This is a genomic window from Nocardioides sp. S5-5, from assembly GCF_054954065.1.
The window spans coordinates 1418699-1441861 of the sequence record NZ_CP199913.1 but is presented as its reverse complement, the minus strand read 5'-3'; the positions used below and the strand labels follow the sequence as shown (position 1 = coordinate 1441861).

Annotated in this window: 16 protein-coding genes; 10 read left to right on the top strand and 6 right to left on the bottom strand. The window is 72.6% G+C overall.

Annotated features, from left to right (window positions below):
- Positions 1-255 carry a WhiB family transcriptional regulator gene (locus ACUP6Y_RS06815; RefSeq protein ID WP_282428505.1) on the bottom strand — a complete coding sequence of 85 codons (255 nt, stop codon included), beginning with the start codon at positions 253-255 and terminating at the stop codon, positions 1-3.
- A gap of 144 nt (positions 256-399) precedes the next feature.
- Here ACUP6Y_RS06815 and cofD point away from each other — a divergent pair, with 144 nt between their 5' ends.
- The 3 genes from cofD to ACUP6Y_RS06800 all read left to right on the top strand — a co-directional run bounded on the left by cofD (position 400) and on the right by ACUP6Y_RS06800 (position 3243).
- Positions 400-1458 (top strand): 2-phospho-L-lactate transferase, encoded by a 1059-nt coding sequence (cofD, locus tag ACUP6Y_RS06810; protein WP_462554996.1) that lies wholly within the window; start codon positions 400-402, stop codon positions 1456-1458.
- Positions 1458-2411 (top strand): coenzyme F420-0:L-glutamate ligase, encoded by a 954-nt coding sequence (locus tag ACUP6Y_RS06805; RefSeq protein WP_462554995.1) that lies wholly within the window; start codon positions 1458-1460, stop codon positions 2409-2411. The genes cofD and ACUP6Y_RS06805 overlap by 1 nt, the downstream gene beginning before the upstream one ends.
- A 70-nt stretch (positions 2412-2481) precedes the next feature.
- Entirely contained in the window at positions 2482-3243 is a 762-nt protein-coding gene (locus ACUP6Y_RS06800) for a DUF3105 domain-containing protein (protein ID WP_462554994.1), read from the top strand.
- 453 nt (positions 3244-3696) lie between these two features.
- On the opposite strand, the gene ACUP6Y_RS06795 is transcribed toward ACUP6Y_RS06800, so the two are convergent.
- Positions 3697-4776 carry a mannose-1-phosphate guanylyltransferase gene (locus tag ACUP6Y_RS06795; RefSeq protein ID WP_462554992.1) on the bottom strand — a complete coding sequence of 360 codons (1080 nt, stop codon included), beginning with the start codon at positions 4774-4776 and terminating at the stop codon, positions 3697-3699.
- 51 nt (positions 4777-4827) lie between these two features.
- Here ACUP6Y_RS06795 and ACUP6Y_RS06790 point away from each other — a divergent pair, with 51 nt between their 5' ends.
- On the top strand, positions 4828-5556 hold the full coding sequence (locus ACUP6Y_RS06790; RefSeq protein ID WP_462554991.1) for a TIGR03089 family protein: 729 nt from the start codon (positions 4828-4830) through the stop codon (positions 5554-5556).
- A 69-nt stretch (positions 5557-5625) separates the two neighbouring features.
- On the opposite strand, the gene ACUP6Y_RS06785 is transcribed toward ACUP6Y_RS06790, so the two are convergent.
- The 4 genes from ACUP6Y_RS06785 to ACUP6Y_RS06770 form a co-directional block, all read right to left on the bottom strand.
- A complete protein-coding gene (locus tag ACUP6Y_RS06785) occupies positions 5626-7731 on the bottom strand; it encodes an N-acetylmuramoyl-L-alanine amidase (protein ID WP_462554990.1) in 2106 nt (701 codons plus the stop codon).
- Positions 7732-7967: 236 nt separating this feature from the next.
- Positions 7968-13757 (bottom strand): carboxypeptidase regulatory-like domain-containing protein, encoded by a 5790-nt coding sequence (locus ACUP6Y_RS06780; protein WP_462554989.1) that lies wholly within the window; start codon positions 13755-13757, stop codon positions 7968-7970.
- Positions 13754-16315: a carboxypeptidase regulatory-like domain-containing protein gene (locus ACUP6Y_RS06775; protein ID WP_462554988.1), complete on the bottom strand. Its 2562-nt coding sequence runs from the start codon at positions 16313-16315 to the stop codon at positions 13754-13756. The genes ACUP6Y_RS06780 and ACUP6Y_RS06775 overlap by 4 nt, the downstream gene beginning before the upstream one ends.
- Before the next feature lies 1 nt (position 16316).
- A complete protein-coding gene (locus tag ACUP6Y_RS06770; RefSeq protein ID WP_462554987.1) occupies positions 16317-18656 on the bottom strand; it encodes a carboxypeptidase regulatory-like domain-containing protein in 2340 nt (779 codons plus the stop codon).
- A 250-nt stretch (positions 18657-18906) separates the two neighbouring features.
- On the opposite strand from ACUP6Y_RS06770, the gene ACUP6Y_RS06765 reads away from it, so the two are divergent.
- The 6 genes from ACUP6Y_RS06765 to ACUP6Y_RS06740 all read left to right on the top strand — a co-directional run bounded on the left by ACUP6Y_RS06765 (position 18907) and on the right by ACUP6Y_RS06740 (position 23162).
- Positions 18907-19461, top strand: a complete 555-nt coding sequence (locus tag ACUP6Y_RS06765) for a Pvc16 family protein (protein WP_462554985.1) — start codon at positions 18907-18909, stop codon at positions 19459-19461.
- Positions 19458-19922: a septum formation family protein gene (locus ACUP6Y_RS06760; protein ID WP_462554984.1), complete on the top strand. Its 465-nt coding sequence runs from the start codon at positions 19458-19460 to the stop codon at positions 19920-19922. Before ACUP6Y_RS06765 ends, ACUP6Y_RS06760 begins: the two co-directional genes overlap by 4 nt.
- A 70-nt stretch (positions 19923-19992) precedes the next feature.
- Positions 19993-20382, top strand: coding sequence for a DUF4280 domain-containing protein (locus tag ACUP6Y_RS06755; RefSeq protein ID WP_462554983.1), 390 nt, complete (start codon positions 19993-19995; stop codon positions 20380-20382).
- A gap of 167 nt (positions 20383-20549) precedes the next feature.
- Positions 20550-22121, top strand: coding sequence for a phage tail sheath family protein (locus tag ACUP6Y_RS06750; RefSeq protein ID WP_462554981.1), 1572 nt, complete (start codon positions 20550-20552; stop codon positions 22119-22121).
- 49 nt (positions 22122-22170) lie between these two features.
- Positions 22171-22653, top strand: a complete 483-nt coding sequence (locus ACUP6Y_RS06745; protein WP_462554980.1) for a phage tail protein — start codon at positions 22171-22173, stop codon at positions 22651-22653.
- Entirely contained in the window at positions 22650-23162 is a 513-nt protein-coding gene (locus ACUP6Y_RS06740; protein WP_462554979.1) for a hypothetical protein, read from the top strand. The genes ACUP6Y_RS06745 and ACUP6Y_RS06740 overlap by 4 nt, the downstream gene beginning before the upstream one ends.
- The last annotated feature ends 1 nt before the right edge of the window (position 23163 follow it).

The window sequence follows — 23163 nt, the reverse complement described above, 5'->3', positions numbered from 1 at the left end:
TCAGACGGCGCGCTTCTTCAGCTTGCGGCGCTCACGCTCCGACATGCCACCCCAGATCCCGAAGCGCTCGTCGTTGCCCAACGCGGCTTCCAGGCACTCGATGCGCACCTCGCAGGTCTGGCAGACCTTCTTGGCCTCACGCGTCGATCCTCCCTTCTCCGGGAAGAACGCCTCGGGGTCGGTCTGCGCGCACAGCGCGCGCTCCTGCCACCCCAGCTCATCGGTTTCTGCTTCGACCAGGAACAGTTCCCTCACGATTTCGCCCCTTACGTCTCGACCCGATGCCCCGAACGACATCTCTGTAATTACATACGTGTCATACCCAAACAGTCAAGGTTGAGTCTGCTATGGGGAGCCCCGTGCTCGCAGCCTTTTCCGGGCACGGCACAGTTGTCCCCCGTGGACTCGACACCTCACGCGACAGCCAATGGATCCCCGGGCCGACCTGCTCGGCGGCTGACCGTCCTCTCGGGCGGCATGGGCGGGGCCCGGTTCCTGCAGGGCCTGCTCCACGGCATCGCGGCCGGAACCCTACCCGGTGTCGCCCCGGACGCCCACGTGACGGTGGTCGCCAACAACGCCGACGACTGGTGGATCCACGGCCTCAAGGTCTGCCCCGACCTCGACACCGTGATGTACACCCTCGGCGACGGCATCGACCTCGAGCGCGGCTGGGGCCGCCGGGCCGAGACCTGGAGCGCCAAGGAGGAGCTGGCGGCGTACGGCGTCGAGCCGACCTGGTTCGGCCTCGGCGACCGCGACATCGCCACGCACCTGGTGCGCACCCAGATGCTCGAGGCCGGCTACCCGCTCTCCCAGGTGACCGAGGCGCTGTGCCGTCGGTGGCTGACGCCGACGTACGGCGACCGACTGAGCCTGCTGCCGATGACCGACGACCGCGTGGAGACCCACGTCGCCGTCGCCGACGCCGAGAGCGCCAGCGGGAAGCGGGTCGTCCACTTCCAGGAGTACTGGGTCCGGCTGCGCGCCGAGGTCCCCGCCGAGCAGGTCGTGTTCGTCGGCCTCGACCAGTCGACGCCCGCGCCGGGCGTGGTCGACGCCATCGCCGGCGCCGACCTGGTCGTCCTGCCGCCGTCGAACCCGGTCGTGTCGGTCGGCACCATCCTCGGCGTCCCCGGCCTGCGCGAGGCCGTGCGGTCGACCGAGGCGAAGGTGGTCGGCCTGTCCCCCATCGTCGGCTCCAGCCACGTGCGCGGCATGGCCGAGCAGATGCTCACCTCCATCGGCGTCGAGGTCAGCGCGGCCGGCGTCGGCCTCAACTACGGCGCCCGCGCGGCCGGCGGGGTGCTCGACGGCTGGCTGGTCGACGAGCGCGACGCCGCCCAGGTGGCGCGGCTCGAGGCGGCGGGGATCCGGGCGGCCGCCGTACCGCTGATGATGACCGACCACGACGCCACCGCCGCGATGGCCGCGGCCGCGATCGGGCTGGTGCGCTGATGCTGGGCGTGACCGCCCCCGACGGCGTACCCGAGATCCGTCCGGGCGACGACCTCGCCACCGCGCTGCTCGCCGCGCTCGGTCCCGACGACCTGCGCGACGGCGACGTGCTCGTCGTGACCAGCAAGGTGGTCAGCAAGGCCGAGGGCCGCATCGAGGACGGCGACCGCGAGGCGTGGATCGACGCCGAGACCGAGCGCCTCGTCGCCCGCCGCGGCCCGACCCGCATCGTGCGCAACCGTCTCGGCCTGACCATGGCCGCGGCCGGCGTCGACGCGTCCAATGTCACCGCCGGGTCCGTCGTGCTCCTCCCGCTCGACCCCGACGCCTCCGCCCGGCGGCTGCGGGCCGCGGTGGCCGAGCGCCGCGGCGTCAACGTCGGCGTCGTCGTCACCGACACCGCCGGCCGCGCCTGGCGCGAGGGCCAGACCGACATCGCCATCGGTGCCGCCGGCCTGGCCGTGCTCGAGTCGTTCGCCGGCCGGGTCGACGCCCACGGCAACCAGCTCGCCGTCACCGCACCCGCCGTCGCCGACGAGATCGCCTCCGCCGTCGAGCTCGCCCAGGGCAAGCTCGGTGCCCGGCCCTGCGCCGTGCTGCGCGGGCGCGCCGACCTGGTCCTCGCCCCCGGCGAGGACGGCCCCGGCGCCCGCGCCCTCATCCGGGCCGACGGGGCCGACCTGTTCGGGTACGGCGCCCGCGAGGCCGTCATCCAGGCGGTCGCCGCCGACCCCGCCGCGCGCACCCCGTTCGGCAGCCCGGTCGACGCCGACGAGCTCGTCTCGGCGCTCGCCCGCGCCGGGATCGCCGCCCGCGCGACGGCGGCGGACGTCGTACTCGTGACGAGGGAGCGGCGCGCCGCCGCCGACATCGTCGCCTTCGCCCACGGCTGGCACCGCGCCGAGACCGACGATGTCGACACCGACCTGCGGTTTCGACCGGTGACTCCGTAGACTCACCGCGTTCGCCGCACGGGCGCGCCTGTCGGCCTGCCCATCACGACCAAGACGAGGTACCCCGCACGTGGCCAAGTCCAGCAAGTCCGAGAAGTCGGAGCGCCGCCAAGTCATCGACGACATCCGGCGCAAGCAGAAGCGTGCCGACAAGCGCCAGGGCATGGCCATCGTCGGCGTCTGCGTCGTGGTCGCACTCGTCATCGTCGGCGCCGCGCTCTACCCGAAGGTCCGCGACATGGTCAACGACCAGAAGTGGAAGGGCAAGAGCGTCGCCGAGATCGGCGCCGCCGCCAGCGTGTGCGGCGAGATCACCGAGAAGGAGGCCACGGGCAGCGGCGAGCACGTCCCCGAGGGCCAGCAGGTCGACTACACCGACGCCCCGCCCGCCTTCGGCGCGCACTGGAACGTCGCCGGCGTCGCCCCCACCCCGATCGGCGACCGCTTCTACTCCGAGGACTCCCGGCCCGAGCTCGAGCAGCTGATCCACAACAGCGAGCACGGCTACACGATCCTCTGGTACGACACCACCGCGAACGACGACTCCGCCGAGGTCTCCGCGATGCGTGCCATCGCCAAGATCATGGACGCCAACGACACCAACCAGCGGCTGAAGTTCAAGGTCGCCCCGTGGACCAAGGCGGACGAGAAGGAGATCGGCAAGTCCTTCCCGAAGGGCCAGCACATCGCCTTCACCCACTGGCGCGTCGACCCCGACACCCAGAAGCAGTACGGCGCCTGGCAGTACTGCTCCGAGGTCAGCGGCGCCGCGCTGAAGAAGTTCATGGACAAGTACCCGTTCACCGACGCCCCCGAGCCCTACGCGTATTGATTTCGCCTTCGCTTCGCTCCGGCATGTCGCGCCGCCTTTGACGCCGTTTCTTCCTCCCCCGCTCGCTCGTTCCTCGCTCGCTCCTCCGTCCAGAAACGGCGGGCGGCGCGACGAGAATCAGCCGCATGTGATGCATGCACGCATCACGTGCGGCTGGATGTCGTCGGGCGCGCCGCGTTGCCTGGACGGAGCGGAGCGAGCGCCAGCGAGCGCAGCGGAGGAAGGCAACGCGCACAAGCGCGCCCGACATGCGAGCGAAGCGAGCCAAACCAACACCGTGAGTCGTTCACGCAGCGCGTCACCCCTGCATGACCGCACCCCTCCCACCAGATCCGTACCGAGCGCAGCGAGGGAAGATCACGCGCCAAAGGGCGCCCGACATGCGAGCGAAGCGAGCCAAACCAACACCGTGAGTCGTTCACGCAGCGCGTCACCCCTGCGTGACCGCACCCCTCACACCAGATCCGTGCGGCCCTGCTCCCTCAGCGCAGCGACCACCCTCTTGACCTCCTGTGCCCGGGCCCGCGTGGTGACGAGGAGCGCATCGGGCGTGTCGACGACGACGACGTCGTCGAGTCCGATGACCGCGACGGTCCGCCCCGAGCCGGGTACGACGATGCCGCTGGCGTCGAGCAGCCGGGTGAGTGCGGCGTCGCCGAGGACGCTGCAGGCGTCGTCGTCGCCGAGCAGGGTGGCGAGCGAGTCGAAGTCGCCGATGTCGTCCCACGCGAACCCGCCGGGGATGGTGACGACCCGACCGGCGGCAGCCGCGGGCTCGGCGACGGCGTGGTCGATGGCGACCTTCGGGAGGGTCTCCCAGAGCTCGACGAGGCGGTCCGGCGAGGCGGCGATGGTGCGCAGGGTGGCGGTGAAGCCGGGGTCCTGCTCGGCGAGGAGGTCGAGCAGCACCGTCGGCCGTACGACGAACATGCCGGCGTTCCACCGGTAGCGACCGGTCGCGAGGTACTCCTCGGCCACCGACACCGACGGCTTCTCCACGAACTCGACCACGCGGCGCGCCGACGGGTGGCCGGGAAGCTGCTCGCCCTGGCGGATGTAGCCGAACGCGGAGGAGGCGAAGGTCGGCTCGATGCCGATGGTGACCAGCCAGCCCTCGCGGGCGGCGGCGACGGCCTCGGCGACCGAGGCGCCGAACCGCTCGGGCTCGGGGATCACGTGGTCGGCTGCGAAGGAGCCCATCACCTCGGCTCCGCGCTGTTCGAGGAGGGCGGCGGCGAGGCCGATCGCCGCCATCGAGTCGCGTCCGGAGGGCTCGGCGACGACGGCGTCGTCGGGGAGCAGGGGGAGCTGGTCGCGGACCGCGGCGCGGTGGGCGTCGCCGGTGACGACGAGCACTCGCCCTCCGGCCAGTGGTGCGAGGCGGTCGTGGGTCTGCTCGAGGAGCGTGCGGCCGGTGCCAGTCAGATCGTGGAGGAACTTGGGCGCGTGCGAGCGCGACAGCGGCCACAGTCGCGTCCCGGCGCCGCCGGCGGGGACCACGGCCCAGAAGCCGGGGATCTCGTCGAGGACCATGGGCCGAACCCTACGGCCCCCGGTCACGCCACCCACGCCTAGGCTCGGGCCGTGACGACGCCGACCACCTTCCCTGCCGTCCTGGCCGCCCGCCTACGCACCGACCCCGGTCAACCGCTGGTGACCTTCTACGACCACGCGAGCGGTGAGCGGGTCGAGCTGTCGGTCACCACCTGGGCGAACTGGGTGGCCAAGGCGAGCTCGCTGCTGATCGACGAGCTGGGCCTGGAGCGGGGCGACCGGATCGCCGTCGACCTGCCGCCGCACTGGCTCGGCACGGTCTTCCTCGGCGCCGCCTGGAACTGCGGCCTGACCGTCGCCGACGCCGACGCCGACGCCCTTGCCGCGGTCGTGTGCGGCCCGGACACGCTCGCCCCGTGGGCCGAACGGAGCAGTGAGCTGGCTGTCTTGGCCTGTGCGCTGCTGCCGCTCGGCGTCCGGTTCGCGGAGCCGGTCCCGTCCGGCGTGAGCGACGTCGGCGTCGACATCTGGTCCCAGCCCGACGCCTTCCAGGCCTGGGACCCGCCGCAGGCCGACGACCTCGCCCTCGACGCGGGCGGCCGGACGCTGAGCCAGGCCGGGCTGTGGAGCGAGGCGGCCGTCGCCGGTCTGGTCGGCGACGGCCGCCTGCTCGCGGTCGCCGACCCCGTCGCGGAGCCGGCGATCCTCTGCGAACCGCTCCTGGCGGGCGGTTCGCTCGTCCTGGTCGCCCGGGCCGAGCCGGAGCGGCTCGAGGCGACGTACGTCGCCGAGCACGCCACGGCCCGCTTCCCCGCCTGAACGACCAGGACGGATCGGTCCGCGGGACTAGACGGTATGACGTGACCCACTTGGGTTAGGTCATACCGTCTAGCCCGCGAGATCGAACTTCTTGCGCTTCTTCAAGAACAGCGGCGCACCGAGCTTCTTGGCCTTCGCCTTCTCCACGGCGTACAGCGAGCCGGTGGCCTTGCTGCGGACGACGACGACCTTGCCACCGCTGGCCATCGGGCCGAGGCCGATGACCCAGTCGTAGCCGCTGAGGCCGGTCTTCATCGTCTTCGCCGGCGCCCACCCGCCCGGCAGGATGCCGGGGTAGAGCGAGAGCGTCGCACCGGCGCGGACGAGCGCGTCCGGGACGCCGTCCTTGTTCCAGCGGCCCATCGGCACGAATCGCTTCCCGGGCACCTGGCCCGCGGCCGCGACCGCCGGCAGGAAGCCGTTGACGCCGTTGCCCGGGTAGACCTGCATCTGCCCGCCCTTCGGCTGGCCCATCAGGTCCGGCACCTGGTCGCCGGTCACGTCACCGACGGCGGCGAGCATCTTCACGCCCGCGAAGCTGCTCGGCAGCACCTGCTCCGGTTGGAACATCCCGCCCCCCGCGCCACGGAACAGCACGGCGGCCTTGTCGCTCTTGCGGATCGCGATCAGGTCGTTGAGCCCGTCGCCGTCCCAGTCGCCGACGCGCAGCACCTGCTTGGCCCACGGCGCCCAGACGTTGGTCTTCACCGTGCCGGCGATCGTCCACCGGCCGCCGGACTTGTCGAGGTCGTGGAGGATCAGCCGCCCGCTCGCCGCCTTGCGTACGACGATGTCCGGGTTGGCCGAGCCGATGTAGTTGCCGTTGAGCTGGCCGAGCGACGCGCCCTGCTGCACCTGCGCGGCGAGCGCCCGGATCGTCGGGAGCTGCGCGTACAGGTACTTGCCGGGGCAGGCCGTCTTGCCGGCGTCGCGGTGCCCGCTGATCGCGGCGAAGGTGCTCTTGCCGACCTTCTGGCTCATCGAGGAGGCGTCGACGCCGGCCAGCGAGAGCTTCCAGGCGAACAGGGCGCCGTACGCGTTGAGCATCTCGGGCGTGGGCTGCGCGGTCTCGTAGTTGCCGATCGCCGACATGGCGAAGGCGTAGTCGTTGTAGCCGAGGGTGTGGGCGCCGACGACGGGCTTGTCGACGCCACCGGCCCGGCCCTCCCAGATCCGACCGAACCGGTCGACGAGGAAGTTGTAGCCGATGTCGCTCCAGCCCCGCGTCTTCACGTGGTAGGCGTAGATGCCGCGGATGATGCCCGGCACGTCGGCCGGCTGGTAGTCGTTCGCGTTCACCGTGTGGTGGACGAAGCCGGCGTTGATCGTGCCGTAGCGCAGCGAGCCCCTGTCGCGCAGCTTCTCGTCGGCGCCCCATTGGGCCCGCGAGTAGATCTGCGGCTGCGCCACCCCGGTCGGGGCCGCCTGGAGCGCGATCGCGCCGTCGGTGCCCTCGGTGCTCCCCGTGGTGCCCCGGGCCGTGGCTGCGGTGGCCGCCGTGTCGATCGACGGCTGCTCCTGCGCGGTGGCGCTCGGCGTACCCGGGTCGATGACGGCGACCTGGAGGTCGGCCGGCGCGGCGTCGGTCGTCTCGACCTTGACCTGGACCTGGTCGACGTCGCCGACGAGGACCGCCTCGGTGCCGGGGCGGGAGCGCTGGCCCTCGGCGCTGTCGGGGTCGGGGGCGTGCTCGTCGTGGTACTCGGCGGCGGTCCACTCGCTCCAGGTGTCGCCGGTGCGGGTGCGGACGTCGACGGTGATGCCGTCCTCGGGGACGTCGCTGCCGTGCGCCCAGGTCACTCCGACGGTGCCGTAGCCCTCGACCGGCAGCGCGTCGCTGGTGACCTTGTCGCCGCCGTCGGCCAGCTCCTTGACGCTGCCGCGCAGCGTGACCCGGCCGCTGACGCCCTGCGGCGACGCGGTCAGGGGGTACGACGTGACGGTCGGGTCGACGGCGCCGGTCGGCACCGTCACCGGGGTGGTCGCGGCCTGCAGGCTGACCGTGCCGGGAACGGACGTGCCGCCCGGCTCGGCCGGGCGGACCTCCATGGTCACGGTGCGGGCAGCGGGCGTGAGGACGGCGACGACGACGGCCAGGGCCAGGGCCTGCTGGCACAGCGTCACGAACCGGCTCCGCCGGGTGTGCTCAGGGATCTCCGTGGGGTACGGCGACATGCTTCTGCTCCAGACGTGTGTGCGGGGAAGGTGTCACACGAGTAGCAACTTTCACATGCGTCACAGCGCCTGGGAAGAGATCGTGAGTAACTACAAACGTGTAATTTCCACTCGACACGCCGAGCGCGCGCAAATTTGTAGATCGGCTCCGGGCAGGGGTATCCGAGGCGTCTCGGCCCCGCGACGGGGTTCTTCTGCGCCGGGTCGACGCGAATCCCGTGCCCGTTCGCGCCGGGTCAGGGGGTGGGCGGGGCGGGCAGGTCGAGCGTCACGCTCTGGGTCGCCGCGGAGACGGCGACGTCCTGCTCGGTCACCGTGCGGCCGTCGCTCGTGGTGGCGGTGACGTGCCAGGCGCCCGCCGGCAGGGCGAGGTCGACCGATCCCGTCGTGGCCACCCCGGTGGCGTACGCCGCGGGCACGCCGGCGGTCTGTCCGGTTCCGGGCGCGATCGTGACCGTGCCCGCGACGGCGGTCGACGTGCCGACCAGGCGGGTGCGGACGGTGAGCGCGCCGGTGCTCTCGGCCAGGGTCAGGTTGACCGCCTTCGCGGCGTCGCCGGCGGTGACGGTCACGCTCTGGCTGACCGAGGGCCAGAACGTCGACGGCTGCGCGGCGGCGCTGACCGTGTGGGTCCCGGGCGGCAGGTAGACCACCAGTCCCCCGGTGCTGCCGACCACGACCTGGTCGTCGGGAAGGGTGATCCCCGAGACCGCGACGGTCGCCGAGGTCGGCGCACTGTGGCCGCTGATCGGGGTGCCGGCCACCTTGATGGTCACCGGCGTCTCGACCACGGTGACCGACGCGGCGAGCTCGGCGCCGTTGCTGCCGACCACGACGTGGCCCTGGCACTCGCCGGCCAGGGATCCCTTGCTCGGCAGGCTCACCTGTCCGAAGTGACCGCTCGGGAGGGTCACCTCGATGTTCCAGCAGCCGTAGGGCACCTGGGCGAAGGACACCGAGCTCCCGCTGACCGTCTGGGGGCCCAGCGGCGTCACCCCGGACTCCGTCGACCGCAGCAGCACCGTCGCGCCGGTCAGGGCGGTGCCGGCCGGGGACGTCACGAGGTCGACGCGCGCCGCCCGCAGGATCCGGACCATCGTCACCTGGAGCGTCGGGAGGGCGCCGACGGTGTGGTCGAAGGAGTAGGGGCCGCCGACCGAGTCCTCGTACGTCCGCTTCTGGAACCGGACCTGGTAGCTGCCGTTGGGCACGGTCCTCAGCACGAAGGTGCCGTTGGCCGCGCTCGTCGTCTCCAGCGGCTGGCCGTCGGTGCCGTTCGCGACCCCCGACGCGCAGGCGCCGTCGGTGCAGGCGTGCAGGCTCACCGCGACGCCGGACAGGCCGCTCTGCGCGTCCACCGAGGTCACCGTGCCGCTCAGGCTGTTGGTCGCGCGACTCACCGCCATGGCGAAGGCCTGGCCGCTGATGCCGGTCTTGATCTCGACCTGGGCCGTCGACACCACGACGCCGCTGCCGGAGACCTGGAGGGTGTAGTTGCCGGGGATCGCGTCGGCGAACAGGTACCGGCCGGCGGTGCCGCCGACCGCGGCGGCCGTGGCGACGGTGGTCGTCCCCCGCAGCAGCTGGACGGTGGCGCCGGTCAGCGGCGTCTGGTTCTGGTCCTTCACGTCGACCGTGAAGTCGACCGGGATCACGTGCAGCCGCACGGTCGTCGTCACGTCGTTCCCGTCGACGACCCGCACCACGGTGCCGGCGAGCGCCGTGGCCGGAGCGCCGGACGGCTTGACCGTGCGCCAGCCGGGCTGTTGCGCGGTCAACAGCCAGACGCCGTCGGCGATGCCCTCGACCTGGTTGGTGCCGGACAGGGCGAACCGGCCGTCGGGGCCGGTCGTCGCCGGGAAGCGGATCGACCCGAGCTCGGTGCAGTAGTCCGCCTGCGCGGCCGGACCCGCCGGCAGCCAGGCGGTGCAGCGGGTCGCGGTGATCCCCGCGCCGGCCAGGCTGCGTACGTCGACGTCCGGGTCCGTCACCGGGGCGGCGGCGAGGACGCCCTGGACCGTGCCGTCGATCCGGGCCATCGGGTCGAGGGTCGCGTCACAGGTGGTCTGCGCGCCGGGGACGATCGAGATCTGCGCCGAGGTCGCCGGCGCGGTCCCGACCGTGCAGCTCAGGGTCCCGGCCCCGAAGGCGTAGCCCGCCGCCTGCACCCGCACGGTGTAGTCGGTGGGACCGGGCCGCAGCCCGGTGAAGGTGACCACGTTGCCGTCGGTGGCCGAGGTCTGGGTGCTCACCGGCTGGGTGCCGCGCAGCAGCGTGACGATGACGTTGTCGACCGGGTCCGGGCTCCCCGTGTCGTCGAGCCCCAGCGCCTCGACCCGCAACGTGCCGAGCTGGCGCAGGACCGGGCCGTCGGGGGCGCACGGCGTCGCCACCTGGCAGGTGAAGGTCACCGGATCGCTGACGTACTCGCCCTTGGTCGCGGTCAGCGTGTAGGTGCCGGGGCGGATCCTGCCGGCGGCATAGCGGGAGTCCTGCCACTGCAGGTCGCCGGCGCTGTCGGCGGTCACCGTCACGGTCCCGACCGGCGTCGTGGTCGAGGTCACCGCGAAGGTCACGTCCGGGTACGACGGCGCGGTCCCCTCGGTCGTGATCCGGGAGCTGAACGAGACCGGGGACGGGGCGAGGTTCAACGTCAGCACCGACTGCATCTTCTTGTCGGTGAGCACCAGCTCGTCGTAGCCGGGCTTGGTGACCCGGATCCGCTGGGCGTAGTCGGAGGCGAAGTCGACCACGCTCTGCGCGGAGCTGCCGTAGGTCGCGTCGCAGTCGCCCTGCGCGACGATCGCGGTCGCCGAGTCGCGGAAGGCGACGCACCCGTCCCCGGTGTCGCTGGTGGCCGTCGCGGTGATGTGCTCGGGCGTGCTGCCGTCGTAGCTGCCGGGCGCGGTCACCTCGACGAGGGCGCCGCCCACCTGCTGGTTGCCGTCCGAGACCACCTGCGCGGTGAACAGGCCCGGGCTGCGGCCCAAGGTGAGGTAGACGACCGCGACCTGGTTGTCGAGGACGTAGACGTCGCCGGTGTCCGTGCGCCGCCCCGCCGCGGAGGCGGTGAGCCGGTAGCCGCCCGGCGCCAGCGAGGTGAAGTGGACCCGCCCGTCGGCACCGTAGGTCCCGCTGGTGGCGGTGCCGGTGGCGCCGCCGGTCAGGATCGGCGCGATCGTGACATCGGCGCCGGCGAAGGGCTGGATCGCCCCCGTGCTGTCGAGGGCCTGCGGGATCACCTGGATCTCGGCCAGCCGGATGAACTCCAGGTTCTGGATCGTGGTCGAGCCGGGCGCGAGGTTGACGCGTACGCCGGTCAGCGGGGCGTAGGTGCCGTCGGTCATCCGGGCGGTCATCACCCACGGCCCCGCGCGGGGCACCTCGAGCTCGTACGGATCGAGGTCCTCGACCCACTCGCAGACCGTGGTGGCCTGGTCCAGGATCCCCCGGGGCTCGCCGGGGGCCAGGCAGCTGCCGTCGGCGATCGCGGCCGCGCAGCTCGCGGTCGGCTGCGGGTCGCCGTCGGGACTCGCCCAGATGCAGGTGCGGTTGTCGTCCGCGGGCACGCCGCTGGCCACCCGCAGGGTCCCGGAGATGACGGGGAGCTTGGTCAGCTCGGCCGTCGGGGCGATCGCGGTGGTGCCCAGGGGCAGCTGGACCCGGACGATCGCGCTCTCGTACCCGGGCGCGGAGACCAGTACCGAGTAGAGGCCCGGCTCGAGGCCCGTGCCTCCGGGGGCCGGGAGGATGTACTCCTCGTCGCCCGCGAAGGGCACGGTGATCTCGTCGCCGTTCTGGTCCGTGGTGGTGGCATGGCACGGGTCGGCGTCCGTGCAGTCGATCGGGTCGCCGCTGTAGAGGTCGACGGCCGCGCCGCGGATCGTGGACGTCGCCGGCAGGACGCCGCCGCCGAGACGCTCGATCTCGGGGTTCACCGTGACCGCCTGGCCGGCGCCCACCTGGACCGTCAGGACGTCGGTCTCGAACTCGAAGTACGTGGTGGTCAGCTGGTAGGTGCCCGGCTCGACGCCGTTGAAGCGGAAGGCGCCGGCCTGCTGGCCGGGTGCGGCGTTGTCGGCCGTCGTGGTCGTCTTGTAGGTGTTCTCGTCGTTGCTCAGCGTCATCCCGGCGCCCACGACCCGGTCGCCGCCGGGACTCTCGCTGACGACGCCGGCGACCACGCCGCTGCTGGCGACCAGCTCCGCGTCGAGCTTGGCGCGGGACTGACCCCGCTTCAGGTCGACCCGGCTGGTCTGGTCCTGGTAGCCGTCGGCGGAGAACGTGACGATGTAGGTGCCCGGCGCGGGCAGGTCGGGCAGCTGGTAGCGGCCGGCCAGCTCCTTGGTGGTCACCGTGGTGGCGACCCGCTGCTCGCCCTTCTCGTCGGTCGCGGTGACGCTCACGCCGCCGATCCCGCCGAAGTCGCCGCCCGGCTCGAGGCCCTCGACGGTGCCGGTCAGGGCGGCCACGCCGGGGACGAGGCGTACGTCGGCCGTGGCGGTGCCGCCCGCGTCCAGCCTCACGAGCCGGGACTCGGTGCCCAGCCCGAAGCTGGTGATCTGCACGAGGTAGCTGCCCGGGGTGTGCAGGCCGGAGACCGACCAGCTGCCGACCTTCTTGCGCGACGCGCTGCTCGTGGTCAGCGTGCTGGTGCCGTCGCTGATGGTGACCGTCGCGGCACCGACCGGGCCGCTCGGCCCGCGGACCATGCCGGACAGACTGCCGTTGCCGGGCTGGAGGTCGACCTCCATCGGCTTGGTCGGGTCAGCGGTGGCCGCGTCGACGACGAAGCTCTGCGGGTCGTAGCCCGGCTTGGCGAAGGTGACGAGGTAGTAGCCCGGCGCGGTCACGTCGGGGAACGACCAGGTGCCGTCGGCGGTCGTCGTGGCGGTCCGGGTGCGCGGCACCTCGCCCGGCAGGCGCAGCAGCACCGCCGACTGCGGGGTCTTGCCGTAGGCGGCGGGCCGCACCACGTCGGAGGACGCGCCCACGGCGTCCTCGTCGACCAGCGACGTCGGCGCGAGGGTGACCGTCACTCCCGACGGGTCCTCGGCGCTGACCGTGCCGTTGAGCTGCAGGCCCTTGGGCGTGGCTGGCGACTCCGCCCGGATCACCTTGACCCGGCCCTTGCCGCCGGCATCGCCGCCCTTGCCGCTGCCCGCGTCGCCGCCGTCCTTGCCGGAGCCGCCGCTGTGGTGGCCGTCGCCCGTGGAGCCGGCGACGACGCCGTCGTCGGTTCCCGAGCCGAAGCGGTCGGCGAGCGGCGGGATGAACACGACCGCCGCGGTGATCCAGACGCCGACGACCGCCAGCAGCGCGGCGGCACGCAGCCAGCCGGTGCCGACGATGGCCCGCTGCTGGGCGATGCCCCGGGCCCGGCGGACCACCTCGGCCGTGGTGGCCGTGACGGTCCACGAGTGCTGGCTGGTGCTGCCGAACGGTCGCGGCCGGGTCACGACGAGCCGGCCCGGCACCTGCACCTCCGCGCCCGCGGCGATGGTGACGCTGTGCCGCTTGAGGCGCACCTCGAGTCCCGGCGTGGCGCTGCCCTGCAGCTCCGTCGTGGTGTCGACGGAGCCGCCGTTGCGGAGCACCACGCTGAGTCGCCGTCGGCGGATCAGCGACGAGCGCTCGGGGGTGACCTCGAGCTGGAACTGCGCCCGGGGGTTGACGACGAGGGTCGCCTCCCCGATCGCCGTCGGCTCGGGGGCGGGCCGGTTCGTCCCGGGGACGAGGGCCTGGACGGTCACCGCGACCGGGTAGCGGGCCGGCAGCGTGCCGGCCGTCGGCGTGAGCCGGACCTCGATCTCCTCCGAGGCGCCTGGCGCCACCACGCCGCTGCGGATCGGCCCGGGCAGCCAGGACGGGTCCACGCCCACCGTCAGCAGCGTGTAGCTGCGCGGCTCGGCGGCGGTGTTGGTCACGACCGCCGTGAGCACGGCGGGAGTGCCGGCAGCGGTCCGGACCAGCTGCGGGACCCGGATCCCCGGCGGCGGCGCGGGCTCGGTCGGCGGCATGCTCATGGCGTCACACTCACGTTCCTGGTGGCCTGTTGGCTGGCGGCGACGGTCGCGTTGCCCGAGCCGATCGGTGCGGAGCCCTGGGTCCGGCGGACCTGGACGACGTACACCTCGGGGGCGTCGACGTCCGGGAACACATAGCTGCCGTCGGCGGCGGTGCGGGTGGTGCGGTAGACCGCACCGGGGTAGCTGCCGGCACGATAGAGCTCGACGAGATAGCCGCCGCCGACCGGGAGTCCGGAGTCGGCGAGGGTGACCGCGCCCCGCACCGACGCCGCCTTGGCGAGCTCGGGACTGTAGTCGTGGGAGTCGCCGGCGGCGAGCTGCAGGATCGTCGAGGTGGGGCGTACACCGGCGCGGCTGACGCTGACGGTGTAGGTGCCCGGCGGCAGGCCCTCCACCCGGTAGCGGCCGCGCTGGTCGGACGGGACCGACGCCGTGGTGACTCGGTACGTCGAGGAGCCGGAGCTCAGCTCGACCGTCACCTCGCCCACCGGCCGCACGACGTCGTCGTTGCCCGGCTGGGTGACCCGGCCCTCGAGCACCGTCGTGGACGACTTCATCACCGTCTCGATGCCGTTGGAGGTGACCGTGGCGCCGATCGAGGACGGGGTGATGGAGCCGACCTGGTCGAGGGTGACCGACACGGTCTGCGCGGCCAGGTCGGAGCGCGAGAAGGTCACGGTGTAGGTGCCGGGCAGGTCGAGACCGGACACCTTCCAGCTGCCGACCTGCCCCGAGCTCTGGGTGGCGGTCTCCACGCTCCGCACCCCGTCGGTGACCCTCACCGTCACCCCGGCGGCCGGGCCGCCGCCGCTGAGCAGGGCGCGCCCGCTCAGGGCGCCGGACGACGCGCCGAGACTGAGCGCCACGCCGGTCAGCTCCTGGCCGTCCGCGAGGGTGAGGCTCAGCGTCTGCGACGCGTAGCCCTCCTTGCTGGCGGCCAGCGTGTAGACGCCCGGGGTCGGCAGGCGGCGCAGCGTGAACCCGCCGACGTCGCCGCTGCTCAGCGACACCGTCGAGGAGGACGACTCCCCCGACGTCGCCGTGATCGTCACCCCGTCGATCCGCTTGCCGTTCGAGGTGACGCTGCCGCTGATGATCCCGTTGCCGCGGACCAGGTTGATCTCGACGCCGTCGCGCGCCTCGCCGGCCGCGACGTCGACGCGCTGGGTCGAGGTGGCGTACCCCTTCTTGGTGACCACCAGGTCGTAGATGCTCGGCGACGGCACGTTCGCGAAGGTGAAGGTGCCGTCCCCGGCGACCGGGACGGTGTCGACGGTCGCGCCGCCGGTGCCGGCCGGTGCTCCCGTCGCGGGGACGCCGGACGTGACGCTCGTCGTCGTGTCGGGAGTGCGCAGCGAGACCGTCGCGTCCGCGACGTCCTCGCCCAGCACCGTCCCGCTGATCGTGGCGGGGGTGCCGCCGAGCGCCACGTCGAGCCCCGCGATCCGGTGGTCGGCCTCGACGGTGATCGTCTCGGCGTTCTCGACGCCCAGCGACTGCGGGTACCACAGCGGCTCGAACCCGGCCCCGCGGAAGACCAGCTTGTAGTCGCCGGCGGCCAGGCCGTCGATCCGGTAGCCGCCCTCGGCATCGGTCGCGTCGGACGCCAGCGGCGTCACGAGGTCCTCGGCGCTGTAGACGTTGACCGCGACGCCGGAGACGGGGAGCCCGGTCGTCAGCAGCCGCACCGTCCCGGCCACGCCGGAGTTGCCGCTCGACGTACCGGAGCCGTCGGCGGCGGCGATCTCGAGGGCCAGGTTGCGGTCGGCCGCCGACTGGCCGACCAGGCGGGACAGCGCGATCGTCAGCACGAGCGCGAACACGGTCAGCGCGGCGAGCAGGCCGAGCAGGCCGATCGGGCCGCGGGACAGCACCGCGGTCTGCACCATCGAGGCCGTGGTCGCGGGCCGCTGCTCGGGGTCGGGCGGCTTGGGCGCGTCCTGGCCGCGGCCGGTGACGGGAGGTGGCGTGCCCTCGACCAGGTGGACGTCGAGGACGCGCACCACCGGCTGCCCGATCAGCGGACGCCGGCCGCGCGCACGTACGTCGACGACGGCGTGCTCGCCGGGCGCCAGGTCGACCACCGGCGGGTCGAACCGGTAGCGCATCTTGCTCTCGGCGTCGAGCCCGGCCAGCCAGCCGCGCGCCGGCGTGTTGCCGTTGTTGTCGATCAGCAGGCTGAACCGGCCGGTGCGGCCGGCCGTCAGGGTGACCGGGTCGATCCGGACCTGGGTGCTCGGCGCCTCCGGGACGAGCAGCACGAACTCCTCGACCGTGCTGCGCTCGGGAGGGGTCAGCTCCCGCACCTGGACGGCCATCCGGCGCTCGCCCGCCGCCAGACCCGGCGGCACGGTCACGGTCGCGACCAGGGTCCGGGTCTCGTCGGGGAACAGCGAGATCCGGTCCTCGCCGAGCTCGACCCAGGACGGGTCGGCGCCGAGCAGCCGGATGGAGTAGCCGCCGATGACGGTGCCCGGGTTGGTGATCGTGATCGTGAGCGGCTGCGGGATCCCGGCCGAGACCTCGACCCGCGCCGGACTGACGGAGACCCTCATCTCAGCTCGACTCCTCGAGCACGAGATCCAGCTCGGCGTCCTTGCCGGCGCGGATCCGCACCAGACCGGTCTGCTGGGTCCAGCCCGGCATCGTGGCGGTGACGCTGTACCAGCCGGGCTTGAGTCCCGCGACCAGGAAGCCGCCGTTGGGCAGCGCGCCGCCGCGACCGCTCGACGTGGTCCGGAAGGTCTCGGTGCCGCTGCTCACCGTCACCGTGACGCCGTCGAGCAGCCCGCCGCCCGAGCGGGTGACCTTCCCCCGCAGGTCGCCGAGCTGCGTGGTGAGCTGGAGGTCCACGGTCGCGGCCGGGCCGTCCGCCGACAGGCTGAACGGACGGGTCTCCGGGGCGTACCCCGGGGCGGTGACGGTCAGCGTGTAGTCACCCGGCGCGGGCAGGTCGCTGAACGCGAAGCCGCCCACCTTGCCCGTGGTCAGCGTCGTCGTGGACGGCGGCTTCCCGTCGGTGGTCACGGCGCCGCCGACGACGACGGTGACGCCACCGATGCCTCCGGAGGCGCCACGGACCACGCCGCTCACGCTCCCGGTGCCGGCGGTCAGCACCTGGTCGAAGCCGGTGCGGCTCTCTCCCGGATCGAGTGCGACGGTCTCGGTGCGGCTGCCGTGCCCCGCCGCGGTGAAGGTGAGGACGTAGGTGCCGGGCGTCGGCAGGTTCTGGAGGGCATAGGTGCCCACGCCCCCCACGGTCGGAGTCATCACCGAGACCGCCTCGCCGTCGACGGTCGTCGTCACGGTGACGCCGCCGAGCGGTCCGGCTCCGTCCCGGACGACGCCGGCGATCTGGCCGCCGCCGGCACTGAGCAGCACGGTCGGCTGGATCCGGTTCTCCCCGCCCGCGAGCCGCTGGGTCACCGTCGTGGGGCGATAGCCCGCCGCCACGAAGCTGAGCTCGTAGGTGCCGGGCGCCTGCAGCCCGGTCAGCACGTAGCCGCCCGCGCCGTCGGTCGTCGTGGTCGCGGCCGGCGGAGCGTCGGCGGCGCTGCTGAGCAGCCGGGCCGACACCGTGGTGGCGACCGGGACCAGCGAGTCGCCGGGGTCGACCTTGCCCGAGATCGAGCCGTCGCGGCCGCCGATGACCACGTCGATGCCGTCGACGGTGCCCTGCGCCGCGGCCAGGATCTCCTGCGCCTCGGCGCGGCCGCTGCCGGGCGCCGACTGCCCCCCGCCGCCGACCGGGCCGCCGACCGGGCCACCGGCCGGGCCACCGGCCGGGCTGCCGTACCAGACCGTGTCGTAGCCCTTGGCCGAGAACTTGAGCCGGTACGACGTCGGGAAGAGCCCGGCCAGCGTGTAGCTGCCGTCGCTCTGGGTCGCGCCCGAGCTGACCTTGACCATCCGGCCGTCCCGGCCGGTGCGGTAGGCCTCCACCAGGATCCGGCCGACCGGGCTGTCGTCGCTGCGCGCGGTGACCGTGCCGCCGATCTGACCGCCGACGCCCGGCGGCAGCAGGCCGCTCTTCGGCAGGGCGTCGGCCGGGCCGCCCGCGCCGCCCGCCCCGTCGGCCCCCTCGGCGCCCTGTGCGGACGCGGCGAAGAAGGAGGCCGGCGCCGTCTTGGTCAGCGGGTCGCCCGCGAAGACGTTGATCAGACCGAAGAGGAAGATCGCCGCCCACAGCGCGACCACGGACGCCAGGATCAAGAAGGTGAGCAGGCCGCGGCTGATCAGCGGTCGTTGGCGCAGCTGCACCGTGGTGCTGTGACTGAGGGAGGGGTCCTCCTCCACGACGTGCTCGCCGACCGGGGTGCCGACGATCTCGATCCCGGCACTCCGGTCGATCTCCGAGCCGGTGATCATCCGCGGCCCGCGGACCACTGCCATCACCGACGTGGTGGTGCCCGCCTCCAGGCGCAGCGACCCTGGCGAGAGGCGCAGGCTGGTGCCGGCGTCACCGGGAGTGCTGGAGAGGGCCACGTCCAGGGGGACGTTGCCGTGGTTGGTCAGCGCGATCACGAAGCGACCGGACCGGCGTGCCCGCACCATCCGCGGCTCCCGGACCACGCCGAGCAGCGGCCGCGCGGCCACGTCCAGGTCGACGTCGGCGTGCTGCACGGCGCCGGTGGTGTGGGACACCACCTCCACGGTCAACGGGTGGCGGCCCGCCGGCTGTGCCTCGGGCAGGCGCACGGTCAGCTCGAACTCGCCCTCCGCCTCCGGGAAGAGCGGCAGCATGGCCGGCTCGGCATGCACCTCCGCGCCGTCCGCGCCGATCAGCCGGGCCGACAGCCCGTCGATGATGGTGCCGGTGTTGACGACCTTCACCTGGATCCGGGAGACGGATCCGGGGTCCGCGGCGAGCTCGCGCTGCGGGGTCGACAGCTGCATCGGCTTCCACCTGATTTCAGGCACGCTTGAGGCCCGGCGAGAGACTCTGCCGGTGAGCATGCGTTGGGGGCGCCTCGCATCCTAGGAACGACGGCGCGATCCTGCAGGAGAATCGTCAAAACGTCCCGGATCTGCCCGACCGCCTGCGGATCGTCGCGGCCCGGCACTACATTGGCCGTCCATGCCGGCCGCGGCCGGCACCAGAGGTCGGACGACCTCGCACCGGTCGAAGCAGAGGCCTCCCCCCATCGTGTTCATCAGCAACGTCGACGCCGCGCTCGAGCAGCTCGTGCGCGACCGGCTCTCCCTCACCGAGGACGTCGGCGAGGTCTCCTTCGCCACCCCCGACCGGGAGTGGGCGGCCAAGCAGACCCGGATCACCGTCAACCTGTTCCTGTACGACGTGCAGCGCAGCGCCGACCCGTCGCGCTCGGCGACCCGGCCCGAGGAAGGCGAGGCCCGGCGCTTCCGCCGCCCGCAGCCGATGATCCAGCTCAGCTACCTGATCAGCACCTGGGCCGGCGGGCCCCGTGACGAGCACCAGCTGCTCAGCGACCTGGTCAGCGTGCTGGCCGGCACCGAGATGCTCCCCGCCGCGATCACCCCTCCGGGGCTGTCCTCGACGGTGCGGATCTCCCTCGGCGACGACCGGCACGCCCCACGGGAGATCTGGCAGGCGCTGGGCGGGACGCTGCGGCCGGCGGTCCAGGTCAGGGCCACCGTGGCGGCCGACACGTTCTCGTGGGAGGACCAGGCGCCCGCCGTCGAGCGGATCGCCGCCATGGCCGATCGGATCCGGCGATGACGTCGAGTCCCAGGCCCGCCGTACCCGCGCTGCTCGCGGCGGCGGCCCTGCTGCTCGCGGGCTGCGGGTGGTTCGGCGACGACGACACCGAGGGCACCTCGGTGTTCGACGTCGAGCCGGGGATGTGCTTCCGCTCGCTGGAGCAGGTCAAGGCCCAGGTCGGCGACCTCGACCAGGTCTCCTGCTCCGACGCCCACACCCTCGAGGCCTACGCCGTGGTGCCCTACGACAAGGAGGGCAGCACCTTCCCGGGCGAGGACGACCTGACCTCCTTCGCCGACGGCCACTGCGCCCAGGCGTTCCGCGACTACGTCGGGGTGGACTACCTCGACTCCGACCTGTTCTTCACCTACCTGCTGCCCTCGCCCCGCAGCTGGGAGGAGGACGACCGCGACGTGCTCTGCGTCGTCACCACCGCCGGCGAGCCGCTCACCGCCTCCGTCAAGGGCAGCGAGCGCTGAGCCCGCCCCACCGACCCACAGCACCGACCCGCCCACCGACCCGCCCCACCGATGCCGACAGGAGCCCGCGATGCCCCTCCCCGTCGTGAACGGCGCGCAGATGATGTGCAGCTTCGGGGTCTCCCCCGCACCGCTGACGGTGCCGCCGACGAAGCGGACCATGATCGGCAAGCAGCCGGTGGCCGTCATCACCGACGTCCTGCCCCTCGCCAACATCGGCTCGTTCGCGATGTGCAGCTCGCTGGCCAACCCTCAGGTCGCGGCCGCGACCTCCGCGGCACTCGGCGTCCTGACGCCCATGCCGTGCGTGCCCGCGCCGGTCGGCACCTGGGTGGGCGGCGCGCCGTCGCCCCTGGTCGGCTCGCTGCCGGTCGTGCAGAACAGCTGCACCCTCAACTGCGCCTGGGGCGGCGTGATCCAGGTGATCGCACCGGGGCAGTTCACCACCCAGACCGGCTGACGCCCGCACAGCTCGGGAGTGCGAGATCACCGACAGCGCGGCGTGTCTCGGCAGCAGTTTCGTCGTTTTGCACTTTTCGCGCCTCGACATGCAGCACGATTGATCTGGTCGGCTCTTTCGGCCCCCCAGCACCCGAGCACCACCGTCCCGAGAGCGAGTCCGTTGCCATGCCCACCTACACCGCCCCCGGCGTGTACGTCGAAGAAGTCGTCTCGTCACAGAAGGTGCTCTCGGCCGCACCGACAGCCGTCGCCGCGTTCGTCGGGTTCACCGAGCGGGCGCCGCTCGACGACCCCAACGACCCCCAGGGCCTGGCCCCGCGCCTGGTCACCAGCTGGAACCAGTTCGAGGCGCTGTACGGCGGGTTCACCCCGGGCTGCATGCTCCCCCTGTCGGTCTACGGCTACTTCGCCAACGGCGGCAGCATCGCCTACATCTGCCGGGTCCCCAACGCCGAGCCGGCCGGTGAGCCCTCCCGCGTCGAGCTGCCCGCCAGCGACCGGGCGCTCGGCCTGCCCGTCGCGGTCGAGAGCCTCGAGCCGGACGCCGACATCACCGTGCAGATCAGCACCGACGACGCCGGCGCCGACGACGACGCGGCCGCCACGTTCACGATGACCATCCTCGAGGGCGGCGAGCCTGTCGAGTCCTTCCCCGGCCTCGACCTCTCCGGCGGCGCGACCGGCGTCGCGACCGCGGTCAACGGCACCTCGACCAAGATCAAGGTCGACCTGCTGGTCGAGAAGGACGTCGACCTCTCCGGGCAGCTCGAGCTGATCCGCCCGGGCGTCTACGACCTGGTCAAGGCCGCCCCGGTCCCGGTGCCCGTCAACGGCCGCAAGTTCGCCGGCTCCGAGTCCGCGCGGGCCGGCATCAACGGCCTCGCCGTCGCCGAGGACGTCACCATGGTGCTGGTGCCCGACCTCGTCACCGCGGCCACGCAGGAGGACGGGACGATCGACCTCTCGCTGTGGAAGTCGGTGCAGACCGCGCTGATCTCCCACTGCGAGCAGCACGGCAACCGGATGGCGGTGCTGGACGCGCCTCCGGGCATGACCCCGCAGCAGATCAAGGAGTGGCGCAGCGACGTCGCCATGTACGACTCGGCGTACGCCGCGCTGTACTACCCCTGGATCAAGGTCGACAACCCGATCGGCGTCAACGGCGACCGGGAGGTGCTGATCCCGCCGTCCGGCCACATCGCCGGCGTGTGGGCCCGCACCGACGAGACCCGCGGCGTGTGGAAGGCCCCCGCCAACGACACCATGCGCGGCGTCCTCGACATCGAGCGCAATGTCACCCAGAACGAGCAGTCGCTGCTCAACCCGATCGGCATCAACTGCATCCGCCCGTTCGGCACCCGCGGCATCCGGGTCTGGGGTGCGCGGACCCTGGCCTCCGACACCGACTGGCAGTACATCAACGTGCGCCGGCTGTTCAACATGGTCGAGGCCTCGATCCTGACCGGCACCCAGTGGGCGGTGTTCGAGCCCAACGACATCACCCTGTGGGAGGGCGTCAAGCGCACCCTCAACGCCTTCCTGCGCGGGCTGTGGTCGGCGGGCGCGCTCTTCGGCGCCAACGCCGACGAGGCGTTCTACGTCAAGTGCGACGCCGAGACGAACCCGCCCGAGTCGATCGACGCCGGCCTGCTCGTCGTCGAGGTCGGCATCGCGCCCGTGAAGCCCGCGGAGTTCGTGGTGTTCCGGATCAGCCAGAAGAAGCAGTCGGCCTCCTGAGCGGCCGCTCTCCTAACCCCAACGCGCAGACGAGAACCAAGGATCTGACATGCCCAACGACGCACTCATCAACAACGACCCCATCGTCTCCAGCAACTTCTTCCTCGAGATCGACGGCTCGGTCGTCTCCATCCTCAGCAGCGTGTCCGGCCTCGACGTCGAGGTCGACGTCGTGAGCATGGAGCAGGCCGGCCCGAACGGGAAGGTGCAGGTGGTCAAGACGCTCGGCAAGGCCACCAAGGCGCCCGACATCAGCCTGGTCCGGATGGCGCCCCCGGACTCGACCCAGGACAAGATGTGGGGCTGGTTCAACGACATCCGGGACAAGGGCATCCTGCTCAGCGACCGGTCCAACAACCGCAAGAACGGCTCGATCGTCATGTACGACTCGACCAACGCGGAGATCGCCCGGTTCAACTTCACCAACGGGTGGCCGAGCAAGATCTCGACCGACCAGCTCAGCATCGACTCCAACGACCCGGTCAAGGAGACCATCACGCTGACCGTCGAGAGCCTGTCGCGCGTCAAGTGAGCGGCCTGCGGACGACCTACGAGTTCACGCTCCCGCGGGGGTACGTGGACGACGACGGGCAGGTGCATCGGACCGGCACCATGCGGCTGGCGACGGCTCGCGACGAGTTGGAGCCGCTGCGGGACCCGCGCGTCACCGGCCCGGACGACCCGCGGCTGACCGTGCTGGTGCTCGCCCGCGTGATCAGCGAGCTCGGCAGCCTGCCCCAGGTGACGATGCACGAGATCGAGGGTCTGTTCGCGGTGGACCTGGCCTACCTGCAGGACTTCTACGGCGTGATCAACTTCGGCAACCAGGCCGAGTTCGACGCGCTCGTGCAGGCCCAGCAGGGCACCCAGCTGGTGGTCGACCAGCCGGTTCCGGGGCAGACCGCCGCCCCGGAGCCGGCGGCGCCCGCCGAGCCCGCCGCTGAGCGGTCCGCCGACGCACAGGTCACCGCCCAGGTCGGCGCCGAGTCCCGTCCCACCCTGCGGCACGCCGTCGAGGAGCTTCCGCGGAAGAACGGTTGAG

Coding starts and splice junctions, on each gene's coding strand:
- ACUP6Y_RS06760 (WP_462554984.1), top strand. CDS start 19,458: ATGACGTCGAGTCCCAGGCCCGCCGTACCCGCGCTGCTCGCGGCGGCG.
- ACUP6Y_RS06755 (WP_462554983.1), top strand. CDS start 19,993: ATGCCCCTCCCCGTCGTGAACGGCGCGCAGATGATGTGCAGCTTCGGG.
- ACUP6Y_RS06745 (WP_462554980.1), top strand. CDS start 22,171: ATGCCCAACGACGCACTCATCAACAACGACCCCATCGTCTCCAGCAAC.
- ACUP6Y_RS06805 (WP_462554995.1), top strand. CDS start 1,458: ATGCTGGGCGTGACCGCCCCCGACGGCGTACCCGAGATCCGTCCGGGC.
- ACUP6Y_RS06795 (WP_462554992.1), bottom strand. CDS start 4,776: ATGGTCCTCGACGAGATCCCCGGCTTCTGGGCCGTGGTCCCCGCCGGC.
- ACUP6Y_RS06770 (WP_462554987.1), bottom strand. CDS start 18,656: ATGCAGCTGTCGACCCCGCAGCGCGAGCTCGCCGCGGACCCCGGATCC.
- ACUP6Y_RS06750 (WP_462554981.1), top strand. CDS start 20,550: ATGCCCACCTACACCGCCCCCGGCGTGTACGTCGAAGAAGTCGTCTCG.
- ACUP6Y_RS06780 (WP_462554989.1), bottom strand. CDS start 13,757: ATGAGCATGCCGCCGACCGAGCCCGCGCCGCCGCCGGGGATCCGGGTC.
- ACUP6Y_RS06785 (WP_462554990.1), bottom strand. CDS start 7,731: ATGTCGCCGTACCCCACGGAGATCCCTGAGCACACCCGGCGGAGCCGG.
- ACUP6Y_RS06775 (WP_462554988.1), bottom strand. CDS start 16,315: ATGAGGGTCTCCGTCAGTCCGGCGCGGGTCGAGGTCTCGGCCGGGATC.